This is a genomic window from Collinsella sp. i05-0019-G5 (genome assembly GCF_042851345.1).
In the GTDB taxonomy this organism is placed as follows: domain Bacteria; phylum Actinomycetota; class Coriobacteriia; order Coriobacteriales; family Coriobacteriaceae; genus Collinsella.
Genome location: NZ_AP031421.1, coordinates 1,825,628 through 1,845,062, shown reverse-complemented (window position 1 = coordinate 1,845,062; position 19,435 = coordinate 1,825,628). Strand labels below are relative to the sequence as shown.

General features: G+C 59.9%; 19 protein-coding genes and 2 tRNA genes. 18 read left to right on the top strand and 3 right to left on the bottom strand.

Going from position 1 to position 19,435, the window contains the following annotated elements; translation table 11 throughout:
* Positions 1-87 precede the first annotated feature (87 nt).
* The 12 genes from ACGHIZ_RS08610 (at position 88) to ACGHIZ_RS08555 (ending at position 13,333) form a co-directional block, all read left to right on the top strand.
* On the top strand, positions 88-918 hold the full coding sequence (locus ACGHIZ_RS08610) for a transketolase (RefSeq protein WP_099432020.1): 831 nt from the start codon (positions 88-90) through the stop codon (positions 916-918).
* 1 nt (position 919) lies between these two features.
* Positions 920-1,861 (top strand): transketolase family protein, encoded by a 942-nt coding sequence (locus ACGHIZ_RS08605; protein WP_390447523.1) that lies wholly within the window; start codon positions 920-922, stop codon positions 1,859-1,861.
* A gap of 504 nt (positions 1,862-2,365) precedes the next feature.
* Complete coding sequence (ftsE, locus tag ACGHIZ_RS08600) at positions 2,366-3,586, top strand: cell division ATP-binding protein FtsE (RefSeq protein ID WP_349087777.1); 1,221 nt, start codon at positions 2,366-2,368, stop codon at positions 3,584-3,586.
* Positions 3,573-4,493, top strand: a complete 921-nt coding sequence (ftsX, locus tag ACGHIZ_RS08595) for a permease-like cell division protein FtsX (protein WP_089572231.1) — start codon at positions 3,573-3,575, stop codon at positions 4,491-4,493. The genes ftsE and ftsX overlap by 14 nt, the downstream gene beginning before the upstream one ends.
* Positions 4,494-4,628: 135 nt before the next feature.
* Positions 4,629-6,764: a ribonuclease R family protein gene (locus ACGHIZ_RS08590; protein ID WP_118934928.1), complete on the top strand. Its 2,136-nt coding sequence runs from the start codon at positions 4,629-4,631 to the stop codon at positions 6,762-6,764.
* A 177-nt stretch (positions 6,765-6,941) separates the two neighbouring features.
* On the top strand, positions 6,942-7,547 hold the full coding sequence (locus ACGHIZ_RS08585; protein WP_390447518.1) for a recombinase family protein: 606 nt from the start codon (positions 6,942-6,944) through the stop codon (positions 7,545-7,547).
* A gap of 104 nt (positions 7,548-7,651) precedes the next feature.
* Positions 7,652-8,233: a VanZ family protein gene (locus ACGHIZ_RS08580; protein WP_117641029.1), complete on the top strand. Its 582-nt coding sequence runs from the start codon at positions 7,652-7,654 to the stop codon at positions 8,231-8,233.
* A 204-nt stretch (positions 8,234-8,437) separates the two neighbouring features.
* Entirely contained in the window at positions 8,438-9,289 is an 852-nt protein-coding gene (locus tag ACGHIZ_RS08575) for a MurR/RpiR family transcriptional regulator (RefSeq protein ID WP_390447515.1), read from the top strand.
* Between the two features lie 10 nt (positions 9,290-9,299).
* On the top strand, positions 9,300-10,223 hold the full coding sequence (murQ, locus tag ACGHIZ_RS08570) for an N-acetylmuramic acid 6-phosphate etherase (protein WP_349103126.1): 924 nt from the start codon (positions 9,300-9,302) through the stop codon (positions 10,221-10,223).
* 57 nt (positions 10,224-10,280) lie between these two features.
* On the top strand, positions 10,281-11,711 hold the full coding sequence (locus ACGHIZ_RS08565) for a PTS transporter subunit EIIC (RefSeq protein ID WP_390447512.1): 1,431 nt from the start codon (positions 10,281-10,283) through the stop codon (positions 11,709-11,711).
* Positions 11,712-11,828: 117 nt separating this feature from the next.
* Positions 11,829-12,881 carry a MupG family TIM beta-alpha barrel fold protein gene (locus ACGHIZ_RS08560; RefSeq protein WP_390447509.1) on the top strand — a complete coding sequence of 351 codons (1,053 nt, stop codon included), beginning with the start codon at positions 11,829-11,831 and terminating at the stop codon, positions 12,879-12,881.
* Between the two features lie 92 nt (positions 12,882-12,973).
* On the top strand, positions 12,974-13,333 hold the full coding sequence (locus ACGHIZ_RS08555; protein WP_390447506.1) for an arsenate reductase family protein: 360 nt from the start codon (positions 12,974-12,976) through the stop codon (positions 13,331-13,333).
* Between the two features lie 72 nt (positions 13,334-13,405).
* On the opposite strand, the gene ACGHIZ_RS08550 is transcribed toward ACGHIZ_RS08555, so the two are convergent.
* Complete coding sequence (locus tag ACGHIZ_RS08550) at positions 13,406-13,816, bottom strand: hypothetical protein (RefSeq protein ID WP_117629499.1); 411 nt, start codon at positions 13,814-13,816, stop codon at positions 13,406-13,408.
* Between the two features lie 265 nt (positions 13,817-14,081).
* Here ACGHIZ_RS08550 and ACGHIZ_RS08545 point away from each other — a divergent pair.
* The 6 genes from ACGHIZ_RS08545 (at position 14,082) to ACGHIZ_RS08520 (ending at position 16,669) form a co-directional block, all read left to right on the top strand.
* Positions 14,082-14,155, top strand: a tRNA-Gln gene (locus ACGHIZ_RS08545).
* A gap of 17 nt (positions 14,156-14,172) precedes the next feature.
* Positions 14,173-14,249 (top strand) — tRNA-Glu (locus ACGHIZ_RS08540).
* A 97-nt stretch (positions 14,250-14,346) separates the two neighbouring features.
* Positions 14,347-15,264, top strand: coding sequence for a hypothetical protein (locus ACGHIZ_RS08535; protein WP_117564212.1), 918 nt, complete (start codon positions 14,347-14,349; stop codon positions 15,262-15,264).
* Positions 15,254-15,724: an SsrA-binding protein SmpB gene (gene smpB, locus ACGHIZ_RS08530; protein ID WP_006235325.1), complete on the top strand. Its 471-nt coding sequence runs from the start codon at positions 15,254-15,256 to the stop codon at positions 15,722-15,724. The genes ACGHIZ_RS08535 and smpB overlap by 11 nt, the downstream gene beginning before the upstream one ends.
* Before the next feature lie 208 nt (positions 15,725-15,932).
* Entirely contained in the window at positions 15,933-16,436 is a 504-nt protein-coding gene (locus ACGHIZ_RS08525) for a flavin reductase family protein (RefSeq protein ID WP_055251877.1), read from the top strand.
* 89 nt (positions 16,437-16,525) lie between these two features.
* Complete coding sequence (locus tag ACGHIZ_RS08520; protein WP_055251878.1) at positions 16,526-16,669, top strand: rubredoxin-like domain-containing protein; 144 nt, start codon at positions 16,526-16,528, stop codon at positions 16,667-16,669.
* A gap of 307 nt (positions 16,670-16,976) precedes the next feature.
* Here the strand turns inward: ACGHIZ_RS08520 and ACGHIZ_RS08515 are convergent, their stop codons facing one another.
* Together ACGHIZ_RS08515 and gpmA are read right to left on the bottom strand one after the other, a co-directional pair.
* A complete protein-coding gene (locus tag ACGHIZ_RS08515) occupies positions 16,977-18,233 on the bottom strand; it encodes an Nramp family divalent metal transporter (protein ID WP_124786021.1) in 1,257 nt (418 codons plus the stop codon).
* Between the two features lie 75 nt (positions 18,234-18,308).
* Positions 18,309-19,055 carry a 2,3-diphosphoglycerate-dependent phosphoglycerate mutase gene (gene gpmA, locus ACGHIZ_RS08510; RefSeq protein WP_390449919.1) on the bottom strand — a complete coding sequence of 249 codons (747 nt, stop codon included), beginning with the start codon at positions 19,053-19,055 and terminating at the stop codon, positions 18,309-18,311.
* Positions 19,056-19,435 lie beyond the last annotated feature (380 nt).

Genomic DNA, 19,435 nt, shown 5'->3' with positions numbered 1-19,435 from the left:
ATGAATGACGTACGTGCATTGCGGCTGTGTTGGGATTACCTTCGGTGCCGTGCGCATTTTGTCTAATGAGGATGAAAGGAAGGCACAATGAGCGACGAAGAGCTCAAAAAGGTTGCCAACGAGGTAAGGAAGGGCATCGTCACCGGCGTGCACGCTGCCAAGTCCGGCCATCCGGGCGGTTCGCTCGGCGCTGCCGACATCATGACCTATCTGTACTTTGAGGAAATGAACGTCGACCCGGCAGATCCTCGCAAGGCCGATCGCGACCGTTTTGTGCTCTCCAAGGGCCATTGCGCTCCGGGCCTGTACGCCGTGCTCGCCGAGCGTGGGTTCTTCCCCAAGGAGGATCTCGAGACGCTGCGCCATATCGGCAGCCACCTGCAGGGTCATCCCAACATGAACGACACCCCGGGCGTCGACATGTCCACCGGCTCGCTCGGCCAGGGCATTTCTGCCGCCGTGGGCATGGCCGTTGCCGCCAAGCACTGGGGCGACGACTATCGCACCTACGCCCTGCTGGGCGACGGCGAGAGCGAGGAGGGCCAGGTCTGGGAGGCCGCCATGTTTGCCGGCAACCAGCAGCTCGACAACCTCTGCGTGATCGTCGACCATAACGGCCTGCAGATCGACGGCCCCGTCGAGGAGGTCAACGACCCCATGCCGCTCGCCGACAAGTTCCGCGCCTTCAAGTTCCATGTGGTGGAGCTCGCCGACGGCAACGACTTCGACCAGATCCGCGCCGCCTTTGCCGAGGCCCGCGCCACCAAGGGTCAGCCGACCGCCATTATCGCCGAGACCACGAAGGGCAAGGGCGTCTCCTTTATGGAGAACCAGGTGGGTTGGCACGGTAAGGCCCCCAACGATGAACAGTTTGAGCAGGCCATGGCAGAGCTCACGGCCGCCGGAGAGGAGCTCTAGGATGGCAGACGTCAAGAAAATCGCCACGCGCGTAAGCTACGGCGAGGCCCTCGTCGAGCTCGCCAACGAGCACGATGACTTTGTGGTCCTCGACGCCGACCTGGCCGCCGCCACGCAGACCGGCAAGTTTAAGGCCGCCTGCCCCGACCGCTTCTTCGATGTGGGCATCGCCGAGAGCAACCTGATGGGTGTTGCCGCCGGTATCGCAACCACCGGCCGCGTCGCCTTCGCGAGCACCTTTGCCATGTTCGCCGCCGGCCGCGCCTTTGAGCAGGTCCGCAACTCCATCGGCTATCCGCACCTTAACGTTAAGATCGGTGCCACGCACGCCGGTATCTCGGTGGGCGAGGATGGCGCCACGCACCAGTGCTGCGAGGATATCGCCCTGATGCGTGTCATCCCCGGCATGACCGTGATCGTTCCCGCCGACGACATCGAGGCCCGTGCCGTGACGCGCGCCGCCTACGAGTGCGACGGCCCCGTGTACATGCGCTTCGCCCGTTTGGCCTCGCCGGTTATCAACGACCCCGAGACCTACAAGTTCGAGGTGGGCAAGGGCATCGTCATGCGCGAGGGCGCCGATGTGACCATCATCGCCTGCGGCCTGATGGTCGGCGAGGCTCTCGAGGCCGCCGAGCAGCTCGCTGCCGAGGGTATCGACGCCGAGGTCATCAACATGCACACCATCAAGCCCATCGATGCCGACCTGATCGTCAAGAGCGCCACCAAGACCGGCCACGTCGTGACCGTCGAGGAGCACTCTGTAATCGGTGGCCTGGGCAGCGCCGTTGCCGACGTCCTGTGCGAGCAGTGCCCGACGCCGCTCAAGAAGATCGGCGTCAACGACACCTTCGGTGAGTCTGGTCCGGGTGCCGAGCTCTTGCACAAGTATGGCCTGGACGCCGCCAACATCGTGGCGACCACCAAGGAGTTCTTGGCATAAGGCAAGGCGGATCTCAAGGACTGCTTCGCCAGAACTATGGAAACCCGGCAGGGGCGCTCTCTTGGAGAGCGCCCCTGTTTCAGTTGCGGTGAAATAAGGACTGATTAGACCTTTTAACTGGTAAAACAGTCCCTATTTCACCGCAACTTATGAAGACGCCCCTCAAGCACGGTCCCATCAGGGAAAAGGGCATATATCGACAAAGCGCAATTCAGACCCTTCCAACTTTGTATATGCAGCACCTCAAGTAAAACACGGCGACCCCTTAGTTACCGCAGGCCGGACACAGGGCTACTCTCCAAATCTTTCCGCAGGACGGAGGAGCCCCCGCAGCGCGAAGCGCGCAGCGGGGGCTCCGACATGTCCGAGGACGATTTGGAGAGTAGCCCTGTGCCCGGCCGACGGGATCCCTAAGCACGCCATGCTTCTTATGTGCAGCAAAGCTAATACTGCTAAAATACAAAGCGCTCATGTAGTTTAAACGCACGACGATAAGGAGCACCAGTGGGTAACCACTTCCGTACCTCCGGTGCGGGCGATGATGCCCCCAAGACGCAGGCAGGCGTCCAGGGCAGTCGTTTCGCCACTCCGGATTCAGAGGGCCAGCCTGTTGCTCAGGCCCCCGCTCAGCCGGCAGATCAGGCACAGCCGGCATCCGATCCCTTTGCCTACAATCCAACCAGCGACGTCGCGCTTTCCGGCACGGCGGGTTTTGAGCCCGTTCAGGTCGTGACCGCTCGCGTGGAGCAGCCTCAGGCTGGTGCCGCCACGCCGCAGCCTACCATGGCCGGCATTCCCGACCCCTTGGCCCCTGCGACGCCGGCTCCTCAGCCTGCGCAGTCCGGTCTCTTTGCCGCTATTCCCGACCCCACGCAGCCTGCTGCCCCGGTGGTCGAGAGCGATCAGGCAGCCGAGGTCGCAAGCCTCGACAACGCGCTCAACAACCCCGATTTTACGTCGGTGTTTGCGCCCATCGATCCGCAGGCCAGCCGCAAGAAGATGGCCAAGCAGGCCGGTGTCGAGCCCGTCATCCTTATGGAGCATGTCACCAAGATCTATCCGGCACAGCCCAATAAGCCTGCACTCGACGACATCAACATCGAGATCTATCCGGGCGAGTTCGTCTTCCTGGTCGGTCACTCCGGTTCGGGTAAGACCACGCTGCTGTCGACGCTCAACCGCGACGTCAAGCCGACGAGCGGCCGCATCCTGGTTGCCGGTCAGGACCTCATGAAGATCAAGAACCGTAAGGTTCCGTTCCTGCGCCGCCAGATTGGCGCCGTGTTCCAGGACTTTAAGCTTCTGCCGCAAAAGACCGCCTACGAAAACGTGGCGTTTGCCCTGCAGTGCATCGGCAAGCCCAAGGGCGTCATTCGCAGCCAAGTGCCCGAGGTGCTGCGTCTGGTCGGTCTGGCCGATCAGATGGACTCGCTGCCCGACCAGCTTTCCGGTGGCGAGCAGCAGCGCGTTGCCGTCGCCCGTGCTATGGTCAACCGTCCGCCGCTGCTGATCTGCGACGAGCCCACGGGCAACCTCGACCCGGCGATCTCGCTGGGCATCATGAAGCTGCTTGAGCGTATTAACCGCACCGGCACCACCGTGATCGTCGCCACGCACGACCGCGAGATGGTCGATAGCATGCACCGTCGCGTGATCGCCCTCGAGGGCGGCCACGTCATCCGCGACCAGGAGAGGGGAGGTTACGGCAACTATGGCACCAACTAACGTGGGCTACTCCTTCAAAGAGGCAATCAGCCACTTCTTCCGTAACTGGACTACCTCGCTCGGCGCCGTCATCACGATCTTCCTTTCGCTGTTTATCATCGGCCTGTTCATTATGGGTTCCGCGATGCTGAACTCCGTGATCGGCACCGTCGAGGATCAGGTTGTCATCAACGCGTTCATTAGTGATGACGCCGATCAGGCCGATGTCCAGGCTTTTGAGGCCGAGCTTAAGACGTGGAATAACGTCAAGTCCGTGACCTATAAGGACAAGGACGACGCGCTGGCCGAGTATACGAGCAAGATGTCGGGCAACGCCGACGCCACCATGAGCGCGCTCGATGGCCAGAACCCGCTGCCGGCTTCGTTTGCAATTGAGATGGACGATCCGTCCAAGGTCGAGAGCACGGCCCAGAAGCTCAAGAAGAACGCCGACTTCCAGAAGATCGCGGATGACGGCGACGTCAACGCGAGCGTGCTGTACGGCCAAGAGGAAGTGAGCCGCCTGTTCCAGGTGACCAACTACATCCGCATCGCCGCCGTGGTGCTCGTTGGCCTTTTGACCTTTATCGCATTCATCTTCATCAACAACACGATTCGCCTGTCCATCACGGCGCGTCGTCGTGAGATTGCGATTATGCGTCTGGTCGGCGCCAGCAACGGCTTCATTCGCGGCCCGTTTATCACCGAGGGCGTACTGCAGGCCATTTTGGGCTCGCTGCTTTCCATTGGCGTTCTGGAGCTGCTGCGCAATCTGATGATTCCGCGTTTGCAGGAGAGCATCGGCTGGATGTCGTTTGCCCTGCCGATGCAGTACTACCTGGTGACCTATGCTGCGCTGATTCTGGTCGGTGTGATTATCGGTCTCTTTGGTTCTGCCATAGCCATGCGCCGCTACCTGCGCGTGTAGGCATGCCTGGAATTCATCCCTTCCAACGGGTCGTCTCTTATGGGGCGGCCCGTTTTTTGATCTCTAGGGGACGGCAGGAAAGCGAATCATTTGGGTAGACTCTTTGGAGTTCGTCATCGATAGCAAGGAGGCGCCATGGGGCGCAATAACAAGCATAAGCGCGGTGCTCGCAATAAGCGTGGGCCGGTGCGCAGCGAACGCCGTCCGAGCCTGACCGGGCGCGTGCAGCTCCATGAGCATGGCGCCTATGTCATAACCGAGAGCGGCGACTACAAGGTTATGGGCCGCGGTAAGCGCGAGATCATGGATGGCGATACCGTTGCCGTGAGCATTAAGAACAGCCCGCACGGTGAGCGGCGCGCCGTGATCGAAGGCGTGGTTGAGCGCGCAGCCATAAGCGTGGTGGGTACGTACCAGACCGCTGGTCCGCTCGGTGTGATCGAGCCGCTCGATTCGCGCCTGAAGGCCGACTTCTTCATTCTGCCCGAGGATACCTCGGCGGATCGTCTGGGCGTCCACCCGGGTGATGCCGTTGTCGCGCGCATTTTGACCTACCCGACGCGCCTGGAATCGGGCACCGTGACGATCGAACGCCGCATTGGCGGAGATGACGCGCCCGATTTGGGCGTTCAATACGTGATGGCGCGTTACGGCTATACCGATAGCTATCCCGAGGCCGCGCTGGACGAGGCCGAGGGACTTTCGCTCGATGTGTCCGCGGCGCTTAAGGACCCGCTCCGCCGCGATCTGCGCGACCGCTTTGTCATCACGATCGACCCGGTCGACGCGCGCGACTTTGACGATGCCATTTCGCTTGAGCGCACGCCCGAGGGCGGCTACAAGCTGGGTGTGCATATCGCTGACGTTTCTCACTATGTGGCTTGGGACGGGCATATCGATCTTGAGGCTCGCCATCGTACGACATCGGTGTATCTGGCCGATCGCGTGCTTCCCATGCTGCCCGAACGCCTGTCCTGTGACCTGTGTTCGCTTCGCCCTGACGAGGACCGTCTTGCGTTTACCGTTGACATTGAACTCGATGCGCAGGGTCGCGTGCGGCATTACGATCCGTACCCCAGCGTGATTCGCTCGCGTGTGCGTATGGACTATGACGGCGCCGAGGCGCTGCTGGTGCGTGCCGGCGCGGTGGAGTATGGGGTGCTGGAAGGCGCCGCTGAGGATGTTGCGGCTGCTGAGGCCTCGCGCGAGGAGGCGCTTGAGCGCGGTCTTGCGTGCGAGGAAACTGCTCGCGGCTATAACGTCGACCTCGGCGATTTCCTTGTCGCCGCCAACGAACTCGCCGAACTTCGCCGTCGTATTCGTCGTGCCCGCGGCTCAGTCGATTTTGACACGGCCGAGATTCGCGCTCTATTGGATGAGGACGGAGTACCCGTGCAGATTGTGGCGCGCGAGCGTTCGTGTGCCACGTCGCTTATCGAGGAAGCCATGCTACTCGCCAACGAGTGCGTTGCAGAGTGGCTGGCAGACCGTGATATCGAGGCCTGCTATCGCGTGCATGAGGATCCGAGCCCCGATAGCCTGCACGGTGCCGCCGTTGCGCTGGCGCAGCTGGGCATCATCGACGATCGCCGTGCTGCCGGTATCGCCCTGGGGAGTCCCGATGAGCTACAGGCTGCAGTTGATGCTGCCGCCGGTACGGCCAACGCACCGCTCGTCAACACGCTGCTTCTGCGCAGCATGCAGCGCGCACTGTACAAGCCGCGCAACGAGGGCCACTTTGCGCTCGCCGCGCCGTGCTACTGTCACTTTACGAGTCCCATCCGTCGCTACCCCGATCTGGTGGTGCACCGCGTGCTCAAACTGCAGTTGGCCTATGAGCAGCTCGGCGGCAAGGACGCCCTGGTCCGTACGCCGCGGCTGATCGGCAAGGGGCGCGAGTCGCTGCCGCGCATTCTGCCGCAGATCTGCCGCGCATGCAGCGATGCCGAGCGCGCGGCAGATGCCGCTAGCCATGCGACGCAAAAGATCAAGATTGCCCAGTACTATGAGGACCGTCTGGGCGAGCGCTATGCCGGAACCGTCTCGTGGGTTAGCAGCATGGGCCTCTTTGTGCGCTTGGACCTGACGCAGGTCGAAGGCTTGGTTTCGATCAAGAGCCTGGGCAACGAGTGGTTCGAGTTCGACGAGGATGCGCTTACGCTGACGGGCGCCGACACGGGGACTCGCTATGAACTGGGCCAGCGCGTGATTATCGAGGTCTCGCGCGTCAATACCACGCGTGGGCACTTGGACTTTAAGCTTATCCATTAGCCAAATCTCGACTCATGGCGGGAGAGCGGAGGGCGGTCTTTCGGGGCCGCCCTCCGCATTTGGATCATGGCTACCTTGCCGTCTGCTCGGCCGCCCGCTTACCTGCTATTCGAGAGGTAAAACCTACCAAAATAAACCTGTCCCTTTTTGGCAGGTTTACAAGAAAGCGGGGATGAGATGGCGACGGTGTATGGTTATGCGCGGGTGAGTTCGCGCGATCAGAATCTTAATCGGCAGCTGGATGCGCTGGGCGCCTATGGCGTGAGCTCGGCGAGTATTTATGCCGACCATGCGAGCGGCAAGGACTTCGATCGACCGCGCTATCGCGAGCTGCTGCACGTCCTGGGAGACGGGGACGTGCTGGTGGTGCTTTCTATCGACCGACTTGGCCGTAATTACTCCGAGATTCTTGAGGAATGGCGTCGCATTACCAAGGAGCTCGGGGTTGCCATTGTGGTGTTGGACATGCCATTGCTTGACACGCGCGCCAGGGCCAGCGGCGCGCCGGATGTGACCAATACCCTGATTGCCGATATTGTGCTGCAACTGCTGAGCTACGTGGCGCAGGTGGAGCGCGAGAATATCCATCGGCGCCAAGCGGAGGGGATTGCAGCGGCGCGGGCGCGAGGGGTCCGTTTCGGTCGACCTCGCAAGCCGTGCCCTCCTCAGTTTGAGCTGGTACGCGATAGCTATGAGGCAGGCGATATTACCCGCAGCCAGGCAGCAAAGTGCCTGGGCGTGTGCGTGGGGACGTTCGATCGCTGGATGCGCGAGGCGGGGTAGGGGTTTGCGCCGCTTTGGCGCTTCCTGTTGCGATTCAAATTTTGATACGGTGACGATGCCATTTGGGGCTACACTCGCTGATATTCAAAAAAGGAGGTAGGCCCTTGGCGCGCGTAAAACAAATAATCGGATGGACCGCGATCGTTCTGTTTACTGCAACGCTGGCGGGCATCTGGGTGCTGACGGAGCAAAATGCGGTGGAGACGTCGTTGCTGAGCGAGTCCACCGCGCGTGTGGTGGAGGGTCAAGCTACGGGCGTACAGGCTGCCGATGTCGCGGGTGAAGCTCAGACCGAGAACGGGATGACCGGGGGCACCGATTCGGCTGCTTCGAATGTCCGGTCTGGCCGACTTGCTTCCATTCGCATGTGGGTGGGCACGAACGTCCGTCGCGTTGCCCATACCGTAGAGTTTTTCTTCGTCGGATTGTTCGCCTCGGTGGTCGTGGTTTGCTTTTCCAGGCGTCCGTGGAGCGTATGCTCCCGTTGCGTGCCCGTGTTGCTCTTTTGCGCCGTCTGCTCCGTTGGCGATCAGGTACATAAGATCTTTGTTCCCGGCAGGCATTTCGACGTTATCGATTTAGGATTCGATGCTGCGGGCTATGTCACCGCCATGCTGTTGGTATTGCTGGCAGCGGTGTTGGTGCGCCATGCGACTCGGCCGATCGGCGCCCATGCGAGGCGCTAGCCGGTAACAAGCCCGTTTTTGATAATGCGATCTTGTTGAATTATTTTGTGTCGCGCGTATTTCCGAGCGGTCGGATTTGAGGGGCGAGCGGTAGAACGCTCGCCCTTTGTGCGCCACGATGCGGCACAATGTACCGTAAAAGCTGTTTATATCCGGTACGAATCGTTCGTTGGTCTTTAATTCTTCTCAACGGAGGTGTTTGAGATGGCAAACGGATTGCTTTTGCGGCTTCGCGAGCGTGAGCTCAGCGCGAGCCCGGCGGAACGCAATGTCATCGCATATGTAAGCGCTCATCCGCACGAGGTGGTCGGGCTGTCCGTCCGCGGTCTTGCCGATGCCACGTTCTCCTCGCCCTCGAGCATTTTGCGCTTTTGCAAGCGCTTGGGTTTTGCGGGCTACAAGGAGTTCCAGCGCGAACTGATTGCCGAGCTGGCGCTCTTGGGTGACAAGAAAGACGTTGCCCTCGAGGACATCTCCCCGGATGCCAGCGTCGAACGTATCGTGGGGAAGGTGATGAAAAGCAACGTGCGCACGATCGAAGCGACGGCGCGAACGCTCGATTACACCGTCTTGGAGCGATGTGCGGCCTATCTTAAGCGGGCACGCGCGGTCAATCTGTTCGGTATCGGTGCCTCTCGTTTGGTCGCGCACGATCTGGCGCAAAAGCTCATGCGTGTCGACAAAGAGTGCCATCTGTACGACGACTGGCATGATCAGCTCTTGTGTGCCAAGAACATGCATGAGGGCGATATGGCAATCGCCTTTAGCTACTCGGGCTTGACGCAAGAGGTGCTGGGCTGCGCCGCCGAGGCCCAACGTCACAACTGTCCCGTTGTGGCCGTGACCAAAGTAGATGGATCATCCAAGCTTGCCACCATGGCCGATGCCGTGCTCGGCGTCGCTGCGAGTGAGCCCTTGGTCCGCAGCGGTGCCATGGCTTCGCGTATGGCCCAGCTTATGGTTGTCGATGCCCTGTACGCTGCTTACGTTGCCAGCGACTACGAACGGGCGACACATGTCATTAAGCAAAACTACATCGAGAAACAGGAAAGATGAGGTGAATGAAATGCTCGATTTAACAAAATTCACGACCGAACAGCGTAATCAAAGGTCTATGGACCTCGATACGATGACATCGCTGCAAATCGTCACGACGATGAATGATGAGGATCTTCGTGCCGTCCAGTCGGTCACAAAAGTGCTGCCCCAGGTTGCCACAGCAATCGACTGGGCTGCTGAGGCACTCGAGCGCGGCGGGCGCGTCTTTTACATGGGCGCAGGCACCAGCGGTCGTCTGGGCGTACTCGACGCTTCGGAGTGTCCGCCCACGTTTGGCGTGTCACCCGATCTGATTGTCGGGCTCATTGCCGGAGGCGAGACGGCGTTTATCAAGGCTGTCGAAGGTGCCGAAGACAGCGAGGAACTTGGCGCGAGCGACCTGCGGGAGCGTGGACTCTCGGACAAGGATCTTGTCGTTGGCCTGGCGGCAAGCGGCCGTACTCCCTATGTGGTGGGCGGCCTTGTGTACGCCAAGGCAACTGGGTGCAAGACCATTGCAATTGCCTGCAACCAAGGGTCAAAGATCGGGGAGAGCGCAGATCTTGCCATTGAACCCGTGCCCGGTCCCGAGGTGCTGACCGGCTCAACGAGGCTCAAGGCGGGAACGGTTCAAAAACTCATCCTCAACATGATTTCAACCGGTGCCATGGTCAAGATCGGCAAGGTATACCAAAACCTGATGGTCGATGTGCAGCAGACGAACGAGAAGTTGGTGGTGCGCGGCCAGAACATCGTGATGGAGGCGACCGGCTGCACGCGCGAGCGCGCTATTCAGGCGCTTGCAGATGCCGGCGGCCACGTAAAAACCGCTATTGTCTCGGTGCTGCTGGACTGCGATGCCGAGCAGGCTGCGGTAGCTCTTGGGCGGGCGCGAGGCCATGTCCGTGCTGCGGTGAGTGGCCATGAGAAGAGCAATGCCGATGCCCAATAGGTGCGCGGCGTGATCTGATACGACATCCAGACGAGATACCCAATACAAGGAGGAGTTATGACGAACAAAGAGCTGGCTCAAAAGCTGCTGGACCTTTTGGGCGGTAAAGACAACGTGCTGGCAAACGCGGCGTGCATGACGCGCCTGCGCGTGACCGTCAAAGACACGGGCAACGTTGACACGGAGGGCATTAAGGCACTCGACGGCGTGATGGGCCTGGTCGAGGACGACACGATGCAGATCGTGTTGGGTCCGGGCAAGGTGAATAAGGTGCTCGAGGAGTTCTCCAAGTTCACCGGCCTTGCGAAAGGCGTTGCCGACGAGAGCGTGGTTGACGCTGCGGCCACAAACAAGGCCGCGCAGAAGGCCAAGTACGAGTCCAAGCCGGTTCAGGCCTTCCTCAAGAAGATTTCCAATGTCTTCGTCGCCCTGCTTCCCGGCATCATTGCGGCTGGCCTCATCAACGGTATCTGCAACGTCATTAACGTCTCGACGGCAGGCGCGCTTGCAGGCGAGTGGTGGTACCAGGGCATTCGTTCCATGGGCTGGGCCCTGTTTGCCTATCTGCCCATCTTGGTGGGCTATAACGCGGCACGTGAGTTTGGTGGCTCCGCTGCGCTGGGCGGCATCGCCGGCATGATGTGTATCGCCAACAGTGCCATGCCCCTGCTTGCGCCTGGCGCGGCTGATCCTGCCACTGCCATTCTGCTGCCGCTCACCAGTGCGCAGTACAACCCCGCAGCGGGCGGCATGATCGCGGCTCTCATCGCTGGCGCATTTTTTGCCTGGATGGAGCGTCAGATTCGCAAGGTTATGCCCAACGCACTCGACACGTTCTTGTCTCCGCTACTGGTGCTCATCATCGGCGCCTTTGCTCTGATGCTCGTCATCCAGCCGGTTGGCGCATGGCTGACGACTGCCATCTTTAGCGTTTTGACCTTTATCTTCGAGAAGCTGGGCGTCCTGGGCGGCTATATCCTGTCGGCAGGCTTCTTGCCGCTGGTGTCCGTCGGCCTGCATCAGGCGCTCACGCCGATCCACGCTATGCTCAACGATCCCGACGGCGCTACCAAGGGTATCAATTACCTGCTTCCCATCCTTATGATGGCTGGCGGCGGCCAGGTCGGTGCCGGTTTGGCGCTGTACTTTAAGACCAAGAACGCCAAGCTCAAGAAGTACGTCGCAGAGTCCATTCCCGTTGGAATCCTGGGTGTGGGCGAGCCTCTGATGTATGCTGTTACGCTGCCGCTCGTTCGTCCGTTTGTGACGGCCTGCCTGGGTGCCGGATTTGGCGGCGCGCTCGCGGCGCTGCTTCACATCGGCACGGTTTCTCAGGGCGTTTCCGGTCTGTTTGGCCTGCTGATCGTCGTTCCTGGCCAGCAGCTCGGCTACGTTGCCGCTATGCTGCTTGCCTATGCCGCCGGCTTTGTCCTGACGTGGTTCTTCGGTGTCGACGAGCAGAAGATCAACGAGTTCTTTGGCGAGTAGTTTGATATCGCGAGCCGTGTTGCTCGGGGTTCGCGGCGCGCGGCAGATTTCTTGATGTTATGGTTGTGCCGGCGGGGCTAGCTGCTCCGCCGGCCTTTTTTAAAGGAGCGTTGAAGCGTGAAAACGGGTATTTCGATTTATCTTTCCAGCCCTCTGCAGGATATTGAGCGGACGATTGAACACGGTGCCGCGGCGGGTGCGCGCTATGCGTTCACCTCGCTGCATATTCCCGAGGATGGGGGAGCGGCGTATGCCGATAGGGTCCGTCATGTGCTGTCGCTGCTTTCCGCCCGCGGCATTGCGCTCATTGCCGATGTGGGGCCTCGCACGTGCGATTTGCTCGGGCTTGAGCGCATCGAGGACCTGCGCGATCTGGGGTTGGAATACCTTCGTTTGGACTATGGCTTTAGCGCCCAGCGGGTCGCGGAGCTGTCCGGTGTATTTCACATTGTGGTCAATGCATCGACGGTGAGTTCTGATGAAATCGCATCGTGGCGTGAGGCTGGTGCCGATGTGACTCGTTTTGCCGCCTGCCACAATTTTTACCCCAAGCCTTATACCGGTTTAGCTCTGGAGGACATTGCTCGGGTGAATCTTCGTCTTGCGGCGCTTGGATTCGAAATCATGGCTTTTGTGCCGGGTGATGCTAACGTTCGCGGGCCGGTATTCGAGGGACTGCCGACGGTCGAGGCGCAGCGCGGTCGCGCGTCAAAGGTTGCTCTCAATATGCTTGAGCTTGCACATGGCGCCGATTGCGACATTGTGTTGGTCGGCGACCCCGATCTATCCGATGCGGGCTGGGCGCAGTTTGCTCAAGTTTCCGCCGGATACGTGGACCTGCAATGCGAGCTTGAGCCCGGTTATGCCTATGCGCGCGGGCAGATTCATCACGACCGGCCCGACTCGAGCGTCTTCATCTTTAGGTCTCAGGAGTCACGTACGACGCTTAAGCCGGATTCCGTGCCGACGGATGCCGGAGCCGGCCTGCCGCGAAAGGCGGGGTCGATCGCTGTGAGCAATAGCGGATATGGGCGCTACGAAGGCGAGCTTGAGATTGCGCGGGTCGATCTTCCCGGTGACGAGCGCATGAACGTTGCGGGCCATATCACGCCCGAGGCAATGGAGCTACTGCCGTTCATCAAACGCGGATTCGGGGTACGGTTCGTTTAGCGTGTGACCCGTGGGCTACAATTGGCCCATCATACGAAGGCGCCTCGTGTGGCGTGTGCTCGCGTTGGCCGATCTATATTCGGAGGATTCCCATGACCGTACTGCTTGTTGAATATCCCAAGTGCTCGACCTGTAAGAAGGCCAAGGCATGGCTGGACGAACATGGGGTAGAGTATATCGATCGCGATATCGTTTTGGACAATCCCACGGCTGATGAGCTTGCGACCTGGATTGCTCGTTCGGGGCTGCCGGTGCGGCGCTTCTTTAATTCGTCGGGCATGAAATATCGAGAGCTGGGCCTGAAGGCGCGTCTGGATGCGGGCATGACGGATCGGGAGTGCTACGAGCTGCTGGCGACCGACGGCATGCTGGTCAAGCGTCCGCTGCTGGTGGGCGACGACTTTGCGATTCCCGGCTTTAGGGAAGCAGCTTGGACCGAGGCGCTGCTGTAGCGGCTGCGGAAAGTGCGACCCGTTTTGAGCGCTCGGGGTGGGACGTGTTTTCCATCGGAGGGCTCGCTCGGCTCAATCCTTGAGCTGTGCCCATTCGTGCGGACCGTAGACCTTTACGTGCTTGTTGGGCTTGCCGCTCCAGTACTCCTCGTCCATAAAGGGCAGATATGCCTGAACACCGGGGCAGATAAAGGGAATCCGCTGCTGTTGCAGTCGCTCGCGTTGGCGCTGCTCCAGGTGCGCCTCGGATATGACAGTCGGCATACCGGACAGCTCGACGAGGCTTGCCTGGATTCGCTTAAGGTCGGGGAGTCCCGCGTGCCATGACATCCGCATGATCAAAAAGGATGCACGGCGGTATTTTGCCTGCATCACCGTGATGGCGGGGCGCAGGGTGGGATGGATTTTGTCCCGTTCGGGCCAAAGGTCAGCAGTGATCTCGAGGCCCAGGGTCTCCCATAGGTAATCAAGCTCTTCGTCCATGGCGCCTCGATATCCGTGCAATGATGACGGTTCGATTGTGCCATCAGCCGTGAGTGCTGCATTGTTGTAATCTACCAGCGGTAGATGCGGGATGTTTTACGGGCTTTGGCGCCGTACGTGTCGCTGGCGCTTCACAGGTCCTTCACGTGTCGGCCGTATTTGACTGAATTTCAAAAAAGTCAAAATTGGGGCTTGCGTCACGGCCGGACTTCCCGTATATTTCTTTCTTGCGCAAAGGCACAGCCGAGCGCAGCGATGCAGTCATTGGGATGTCGTCTAATGGCAGGACAGCGGATTCTGGTTCCGTCAATGGGGGTTCGACTCCCTCCATCCCAGCCATTGCATTTGCTACATATGGCCCGTTCGTCTAGCGGTTTAGGACGCCGCCCTCTCAAGGCGGAGATCACCAGTTCGAATCTGGTACGGGCTACCAAAATTGAACGCCCGGGCCTCGTAAGAGACCCGGGTTTTGTGTATTGACCGATATTTAAGGCGCGCGTTGAGTCTGCCGCCCGGACCGAGGAGTTGTCATGGACCTGCCTATCAGCTTGGAAGACATCACGTATGCCGAGAACTATCTGGCGCAGGGCGACCTGGCTACGGCGACGCCGCTGCTTGAGCGTCTGGTGGAGCTCGCCGAGGAGTATATCGACGCTGAGTGCAAGACGGAGGAGAAGCGCCAGTACTTTAGCTTCGACAGCAAGTTTGAGCGCCTGGCCTATCGCCGCGTGGAGAAGGATCCGCGCGAGCTGGTGCAGGTCGAGGTTCCCTTTGACCGCCTGTACTCCGACATGGCGTTTGCCTACATTCGCCAGCAGGATTATGTGAGTGCTCGGAATGCCCTGATGCAGGCCGTGCGTTGGGATCCCATGAACTGCAACTATCGCTTGGACTTGGCCGAGCTGTTCCGCGCGCTCGAGGACAAGCAGGAGTGGGCATCGCTCTCGTTCTCGGTGCTGGAGCGCGCGAGCGACGGTAAGTGCGCCGCACGTGCCTACACCAACTTGGGTCAGTACTTCTTGGAGCCCGAGACCGAGAACATTTCGGCAGCCGTGGGCTGCGCGCGTCTGGCGCTGCGCCTGGCGCCCAATGATGCGCATACGACGCGCCTGCTCAACAAGATCCATACCACCTATCCGGATGCCGCGGACGAGAGTGACGACCATGTGATGGGTGAGCTCGCCCTGCAGGGCGTGCCGACCTCGCCTTCGGCCGAGATCGCCATCTGCCTGATCATGTGCGCGACCGATGCTGCAAGCGACGGCGACAAGCAGGAGGCTACGCGTCTGACGGTCCGTGCCCGCGACCTGGTGGGCGAGGAGGCATGCGCGGCGATTATCAAGCTGGTGCGCGAGAGCGATGCCGAGCTTAATGCCGAGCGCAGGGCAAAGCGCGAGGCTGCGGGTTCAAACGCCGATGGCGCCAAGGAGGCCGGCGATGCCCAGTAAGCGCGAGCGCAAGCTCATTTCCAAGAATCGCTCGGCACATCACGAGTACTTTATCGATGAGACGTTTGAGTGCGGTATTGAGCTGAGCGGTACCGAGGTCAAGTCGATTCGCGAGCGCGCGTGCCAGATTACCGATACCTTCGCACTGATTCGTGGTGGGGAGTGCTGGCTCGTCGGCCTGCATATCCACCCTTATAGCCATGGTGGCGTGTGGAATCGCGATCCCGACCGTCGGCGCCGTCTGCTGCTGCACCGCAAGGAGATCGACTTTCTTGACGGCAAACTTCGCAACCGCGGCTATGCGCTGGTGCCGCTGGAGCTCTACTTTAATACCGACGGCCGCGTAAAGCTGCTGCTGGGCCTAGGCCGCGGCAAGAAGCTTTACGACAAGCGCGAGGATATGGCCAAGCGCGATGTCCAGCGCGAGATCGACCGCGCCCTCAAGGAGCGCAATCGCTAGGCGTTCTGTATAAGTTACGGTGGAATACGGACTGTTTTGCCTGTTTGAGGGGCTATTCAGTCCTTATTTCACCGCAACTGCGGGCGTCTCATCTTGCTTATACTGTTTTGACACATATGTCTCAAAGGTGGTGTCCGTTGTGGGCGCCGCCTTTTTTGTGGGTACATACATCCATGAGGTTCCAACCCGGGTTAGGGGAGTGATTGTTATGGACAAAACTGCGTTCTTTACCATGCCGAGCGGTCTGTACGTGGTGAGCGCCGCGGCAGACGGGCTGCGCGCCGGCTGCGTCATCAACACTGCGGTGCAGGTGACGTCCATGCCGCCGCGCATTTCGGTTGCCGTGAACAAGGACAACGTCACCTCGGGCGTCATCGCTTCGGCCAAAGCGTTCGCGCTGACCGTGATCGATCAGACCGCCGATATGCTCTACATCGGTAACTTTGGGTTCCGCACCAGCAGCGATTATGACAAGTTTGCCAAATACGAGACCCGCGAGACGGCTCTGGGCATGCCCTATGTGCCCGAGCACGCGGCGGCCCTGTTTAGCTGCCATTTGATCGACACTGTGGATGTTGGCACGCATCTACTGTTTATCGGCGAGGTCGAGGATGCCGAGCGCTTGAGTGACGAGACGCCGCTCACCTACGATTACTACCATAAGGTCCTGAAGGGCAAGACGCCTCCGAAGGCGTCCTCGTATCAAGGCTAGAAATGTTTTAAAAATACTTGCATTATATTATTGAGAATCTATACTGATAAATGAAGTACATCACCAGTCGCGTTTGAGAGGAGAACATCATGGCTGAGGAGAAGAAGACGTATAAGTTCGTGTGCGTCGTTTGCGGTTACGAGGTTGAGGTCGATACGCCCGAGCTGCCCGAGGATTATGTGTGCCCGGTGTGCGGCGTCGGTCCCGATCAGTTTGAGCTCGTCGAGGAGTAGCTCGCAGACACACGGCGAAAGCCGAACATAGCTCTGTCCAAGGGCCTCGGTCGAATTCTCGGCCGGGGCCCTTTTCCTCCGCCCCCAAGGGATCACGGTTGCTGTTGACCGATCCTGTCTGTTGTGAGTCCGACCGACCTTTTGTCTCAATCTGTAACATCTAACGGTGGAAATTGGGCCCACTTGTTACATATCGAGACAAACCAAAACCGTCCGGCAGAAGATCTCAATCTGTAACATCTAGACATCGAAAGCGGGTCTAGATGTTACAGATCGAGACGTTTGCCTGAGTAGGTGCCCCGCCCCATTACATCCCTGTCAACAACACGACATCGAGAATCGTCACGATGGCACCGATCCCTACGAGCAGCGCGTTGAGTGGACGCGAATTGGCGTATTTGCCCATGACGCGGGGTGAACTGGTGAGCCGTATGAGCACAAAGACCGTAATCGGTAGCTGAAGCGACAGCAGTGCCTGACTCCAGATGAGACCTTCAAAAGGATTTGGGACGACCAGGCACGCCGTCACTGCGCCGACGAAACAGGCCGCCACCCCGATCGAGGAATGTCGGTCGTGGATATCGTATTCCTCGTCGAACATGCCCGCAGTGATGGTCCCCGCCGCCATGCCCGCTGTCACGCTGCTCGATAGTCCCGCGAACAGCAGCGCTACCGCAAAGATGGTCGAGCTCGCCGGGCCCAGAATGGGGGAGAGCGTGGCCGCTGCGACGGCGAGGTCGTCTACGACCATGCCGTGCGCAAAGAAGGTCGTTGCGGCCAGGATGACCATGGCCGAGTTGATTGCCCAGCCCACGCCCATCGAAATGAGCGTGTCGAAGAGCTCGTAGCGCAGACGCTCTTCGATAACCTGCTCGCCTTGGCCTTCGAAGTGCATGGATTGGATGACCTCGGAGTGCAGAAAAAGGTTGTGTGGCATAACGACCGCACCCAGGACACTCACGATAATCGCGGCAGAGCCAGTGGGCATACTGGGCGTGATCCAGCTTGCGGCGGCTTGCGGCCAGTCGACCTTGACTAGTGCAAGCTCGGCCAAAAACGAGAGTCCTACCACGCCTACGAAGGCGATGATCCAGCGTTCGGCTCGCTTGTAGGAGTTCGTCATGAGCATCGCCATCGATACTGCCGCCACGATGACGCAGCCCGCACGCACGGGCAGCCCAAAGAGCATTTGAAGGGCAATCGCGCCGCCCAGGACTTCGGCCATGGCGGTGGCGATGGTCGCGAGATAGGCGCTGCCGAGCACCGCGCGTCCCACGATGCGGGGGAGAAAGCGGGTCGTGGCCTCGGCAAGGCAGGCGCCCGTGGCGATGCCCAAGTGCGCCGCGTTGTGCTGCAGCACGATGAGCATAATCGTGGACAGCGTGACGATCCACAGCAGCGCGTAGCCAAACTGCGAGCCCGCGGCCATATTGGAGGCCCAGTTGCCCGGGTCGATAAAGCCGACGGTCACGAGCAGCCCGGGGCCGATATGCCGCGCAATGTCTAGGCCTCCGTGACCACCGGTGCGTCGGGAGCCAAAGTGTTGTTTGAGATGGTTGAGCATGGTGCGCTCCTGCGTATGGGCGGCGTGACGTCGCATCTGGGTCGTGCGGCGCCACGCGTCGGATTTGGGTTGGGGCTACTTGTGCGCTTTGCCCTGATTGGCCACGGCGTCGATCTTGGCGGCGATGGTCGCCGGGTCGCCGATGTAGCGCTTGTCGAGGACATTGAAATCGGTATCGAAGGTGTAGACGAGCGGCACGCCGGTGGGGATGTTGACCTTGAGGATCTCCTCGGGCGTGAGGTGCTCGAGCTTCATGACGAGTGAGCGCAGGGAGTTGCCGTGTGCGGCGATGAGTACGCGCTTGCCGGCGAGCATCTGGGGGCGAATCTCGTCTTCGAAATAGGGCCAGGCGCGGGCGATCGTGTCCTTGAGGCATTCGGTATAGGGCAGCTGATCGGGCGCGACATCACGGTATTGCTCCTGGGTGTGGGGATCGCGCGCGTCGTTCGGCTCGAGTGCCGGCGGGCAGATATCGAAGGAGCGGCGCCAGATGAGCACCTGTTCGTCGCCGTGCTCCGCGGCGGCATCGGCCTTGTTGAGACCCTGCAACGCACCGTAGTGGCGCTCGTTGAGCTTCCAGGATTTGATGACGGGCAACCACTCGCGATCCATTTGGCCGAGCACGATGTCGAGGGTGTGAATTGCGCGCTTGAGACGCGAGGTGTAGCAGACGTTGAAGTCGAAGCCCGCTTCTTTGAGGGCTCGACCGCCTGCTGCGGCTTCTTCGCGGCCCGTGTCGGTGAGTTCTACGTCGGTCCAGCCGGTGAACAGGTTGAGTTTGTTCCACTCGGATTCTCCGTGACGGATAAGGACAAGTTGCATCGTCTGCTGGTCTGCTTGGTGCGCCATAGGGGCCTCCTTGATCTGGCACGGTGTGCGTGCCGTTTGCTTGACGCCGCAAAGGATACCCGTTTTAAGCTTAAAAGTTAACCAAGACTAACAAAATTGTTGTATTTGAATAGGATGATGAAGGGGGGCTGCCGAAATGTCTCGATCTGTAACAGTTTGCCGCCAAAACCGACCCTTCGTGTTACAGATCGAGACAAACCAAAACCGTCCCGCAGAAAATCTCAATCTGTAACATCTAGGCGCCAAAATCGGTTCCTCCTGTTACAGATTGAGATGTTTGAAGCGGTGAGCTTACAAGCCGAACTTGGGCGCCTTGTTGCCGCCCTTGAGGTCGGCGGTGCCCACTCGTAAGG

Bases quoted from the DNA above. Each gene is read 5' to 3' on its own strand.
- ACGHIZ_RS08610 (WP_099432020.1), top strand. From the start codon at position 88: ATGAGCGACGAAGAGCTCAAAAAGGTTGCCAACGAGGTAAGGAAGGGC.
- ACGHIZ_RS08605 (WP_390447523.1), top strand. From the start codon at position 920: ATGGCAGACGTCAAGAAAATCGCCACGCGCGTAAGCTACGGCGAGGCC.
- ftsX (WP_089572231.1), top strand. From the start codon at position 3,573: ATGGCACCAACTAACGTGGGCTACTCCTTCAAAGAGGCAATCAGCCAC.
- ACGHIZ_RS08590 (WP_118934928.1), top strand. From the start codon at position 4,629: ATGGGGCGCAATAACAAGCATAAGCGCGGTGCTCGCAATAAGCGTGGG.
- ACGHIZ_RS08585 (WP_390447518.1), top strand. From the start codon at position 6,942: ATGGCGACGGTGTATGGTTATGCGCGGGTGAGTTCGCGCGATCAGAAT.
- ACGHIZ_RS08575 (WP_390447515.1), top strand. From the start codon at position 8,438: ATGGCAAACGGATTGCTTTTGCGGCTTCGCGAGCGTGAGCTCAGCGCG.
- murQ (WP_349103126.1), top strand. From the start codon at position 9,300: ATGCTCGATTTAACAAAATTCACGACCGAACAGCGTAATCAAAGGTCT.
- ACGHIZ_RS08565 (WP_390447512.1), top strand. From the start codon at position 10,281: ATGACGAACAAAGAGCTGGCTCAAAAGCTGCTGGACCTTTTGGGCGGT.
- ACGHIZ_RS08555 (WP_390447506.1), top strand. From the start codon at position 12,974: ATGACCGTACTGCTTGTTGAATATCCCAAGTGCTCGACCTGTAAGAAG.
- ACGHIZ_RS08550 (WP_117629499.1), bottom strand. From the start codon at position 13,816: ATGGACGAAGAGCTTGATTACCTATGGGAGACCCTGGGCCTCGAGATC.
- ACGHIZ_RS08535 (WP_117564212.1), top strand. From the start codon at position 14,347: ATGGACCTGCCTATCAGCTTGGAAGACATCACGTATGCCGAGAACTAT.
- smpB (WP_006235325.1), top strand. From the start codon at position 15,254: ATGCCCAGTAAGCGCGAGCGCAAGCTCATTTCCAAGAATCGCTCGGCA.
- ACGHIZ_RS08525 (WP_055251877.1), top strand. From the start codon at position 15,933: ATGGACAAAACTGCGTTCTTTACCATGCCGAGCGGTCTGTACGTGGTG.
- ACGHIZ_RS08520 (WP_055251878.1), top strand. From the start codon at position 16,526: ATGGCTGAGGAGAAGAAGACGTATAAGTTCGTGTGCGTCGTTTGCGGT.
- ACGHIZ_RS08515 (WP_124786021.1), bottom strand. From the start codon at position 18,233: ATGCTCAACCATCTCAAACAACACTTTGGCTCCCGACGCACCGGTGGT.
- gpmA (WP_390449919.1), bottom strand. From the start codon at position 19,055: ATGCAACTTGTCCTTATCCGTCACGGAGAATCCGAGTGGAACAAACTC.